At 68.4% G+C, this 2,620-nt stretch carries 3 protein-coding genes; 1 reads left to right on the plus strand and 2 read right to left on the minus strand.

Annotation, left to right across the window (positions count from 1 at the left end):
- Positions 1-100: 100 nt before the first annotated feature.
- Complete coding sequence (locus tag FKP22_RS26740; protein ID WP_141290987.1) at positions 101-781, minus strand: hypothetical protein; 681 nt, start codon at positions 779-781, stop codon at positions 101-103.
- Between the two features lie 198 nt (positions 782-979).
- The gene (locus tag FKP22_RS26745; protein ID WP_231009980.1) at positions 980-2,308 is read right to left on the minus strand and encodes a hypothetical protein; all 1,329 of its coding nucleotides are present in this window, start codon (positions 2,306-2,308) and stop codon (positions 980-982) included.
- A 143-nt stretch (positions 2,309-2,451) separates the two neighbouring features.
- On the opposite strand from FKP22_RS26745, the gene FKP22_RS26750 reads away from it, so the two are divergent.
- On the plus strand, positions 2,452-2,620 hold a 169-nt coding region (locus tag FKP22_RS26750; protein ID WP_141290991.1), incomplete at its 3' end, for a response regulator.

The following is a 2,620-nucleotide window of genomic DNA, read 5'->3' on the forward strand; positions in this document are numbered from 1 at the left end:
CTGGTGCTGGGCCGGGTGCTGGAAGCGGCGGCGGTGCAGGCGCTGCAGCCCTGGGTGGACCAGGCCGCAGCGGGCTGAAGACGCCTGCCTGAAGAACGGCTTAAGGGGGGTTGGGGAACTCCACCGGCAGGACCTCCACGCTACCGTAGGACATGCCCACCGTGCGCTCTGTGGTCAAGCCTCCGCCCACCGACACAAAAGCACCGTTGATTCGGTAAATACTCGACGCAGCCACACCACCCGTTGGCCGACCGCCCTCCGTGGCGCCGACAAGCCGTCCGGGCGTGTGAATCACCAGATAGCGGGCCTCGATTGGCACAGCCACATCCAGTGTCCTGGTACTGCAAGAGGCTCCTGCGGCACAGCTGCCGGGGCTTTGTTCAGTGTTGTCGAGCGTGACCAGAACCCGCCATTGCGCGTCAGCGAAGGTCGCCGCTGGAAAAAACACCGGTGCCCATCGACCGGTGCCCAGCAGGCTCTGTGGCCAGGCGCCGGACGCCAAGGCGAGATGCTGGGGTGGCTTGCCTGAACCAGCCAAATCCACGATCGCATACCGGCTGTTGCCGGTCGAAAAAGCAAGCACCGGCCCGTGCTCCGGAATCTGGACCGAAAAGGGCCGCGGCTGCCAGGGCGTTGCCGCTTGAGCGCTCAGGCCCGCACAGCAAGGCGGCGCCTGCTGCACGAGTTCTGCCTTTTGGGCAGCAATGTTGTTGCACCCGGTCATCGCCAAGGCCAATGGAAAGGTGCAAATCCAGCAAATGCGGATGTGAGGCAGCTTCATGGTGAGGAAAGGCGATGGACTCGGAACTGGGAATGCCAGTCTGCCTCAACTTGCCAGCCAACCCTCCTTCCTCGGTCAGCCCCCGCAACCCATACCTGCGGATGCCTGTGCTGCTTCGTCGCCATCGCAGAAGCGGCCAGCATGATCGGCGGACTTGGCGGGTGCACGGCCGGCGCCGAGCCGTGGTTCAGCGCTGGTCTATTCACGCGGCGCAACACGCGTAGCCAGCGGCGCCGGACGGAAATCCGGCAGAAAGCGGCAGGTGGACGGGAAGCTCGCCTGGGCTTGCACGCAGGCGGCGCTGACCGACACCGGCGAAGGCTTGCGCTGCTGCGTCACCCAGCCCTGCAGCTGGCCCAGCAGCGCGACGTAGGTCGCGTCGCTGAGGTAGCTGTGCGAGCTGTCGTCGGAGAAGGTCTGCACCAGCGTGTCGGCGTGGCCGGCCTTGGCCATGGTGGCGGCAAAGCTGTTGTCCATCTCGACGAAGGCCGTCAGGTCGTGCACGCCGTGCACGGTGAGCACCGGCACCGGAATGCGGCCCCCCAGGTCGGCGGCCTGCGAGAAGGCGGCGAGCGCGGTTGGGTCTGGCGCGTAGCGTGCCACGCGGGCGTTCAGCGCGTCGTCGTCGGCCGAGCCCTGGTAACGCACGCCGAGGTTGCCGAACACACTCCTGCCGTAACGCTGCGCGATGTCCTGGAAGTGGAAGGTGGCCCAGGTCAGGTGCGGCAGGATGGCCGATTCGGGCAGGCGCAGCACGGTGGTGAGCGTTTTCAGGCGCTCGGCCTGCGCGGGGCTGCGCTGGGCAGCGGGGTGCACCAGGCCCAGGCATTCGTCGGCCCGTGCAGCGAGGTCGGTTCGGGTCATCTTCGCGCCTTCGGGCAGGCCCATCCACAACGGGTACTGCGGCTCGTCCGGGCGCGGATGGTTGCCGCACAGCGCCTGGTAGACCGCGCGCAGGTCCAGTCGGATGTCGTAGGCCTTGCTGCCGCCGGCCAGCACACCGCTGGTCAGCAGCACCGCGTCGTACGGCCGGCCCGCGGTGTAGGTCTCGGCCGCCTTGGCGGCCACGCTGGCGCCCCAGGACTGGCCGTGCAGCAGCGTGAGCTTCGGCGTGACGACGTGCTGCAGGAAGATGTGGCGCAGCCGCTCGGTGTCTTCGGCCGCAGCACGCACCGCCACGCCGCCCTGGTGGAAGCTGGAGGCCGCCCAGGCGTAGCCGGCTCGCGGCACCACGGACCAGCGGTCCAGGTCTTCCTCCACGCGCTTGAGCGTGGGCGTGCCCAGCAGCGGGCCGCCGTGTGCATGCAGCACCAGCGTGCCGTTCCAGTCCGGCGGCATCACGATGATGTAGACGGCACCGGCGCTGTCGCGGCCCTGCAGGCAGCGCGTGCCGGCCGCCAGTTCCTTGGGGCAGGCCATGGCCTGCGGCGCGGCCTCCGGCGGGAAATCCGCTGGCGATGGCACAGATGGGGTCTGCGCGCAGGCAACCAGCAACAGCGCGGCGACAAGGCAGATGAAACGTTTCACGGGAGTCGACTCCTGGGGCAATGCGCATCAGGACACATGAGGCGCCCGGCGATTGTCCGGGCAGCCGGCGTTCTTGTCGCTGTCGATGCGGCGCTGGCGCGCTATGCTCCGCGAGTCCTGGCAAACCCGTAGAAACCGAGTCGATGCGCCTGCTGCTGGTGGAAGACGACCGCATGATTGGCGACAGCCTGCGGGCCGCGCTGCGCCCGGAAGGCTTTGCGGTTGACTGGGTGCGCGACGTGGCCGCGGCCCGCGCGGCACTCTCCACAGAGCGTTTCGACCTGGTGCTGCTGGACCTGGGCCTGCCACCCG

Source organism: Ideonella azotifigens (assembly GCF_006519715.1).
Classification (GTDB): domain Bacteria; phylum Pseudomonadota; class Gammaproteobacteria; order Burkholderiales; family Burkholderiaceae_C; genus Ideonella; species Ideonella azotifigens.

Bases quoted from the DNA above. Each gene is read 5' to 3' on its own strand.
- FKP22_RS26740 (WP_141290987.1), bottom strand. From the start codon at position 781: ATGAAGCTGCCTCACATCCGCATTTGCTGGATTTGCACCTTTCCATTG.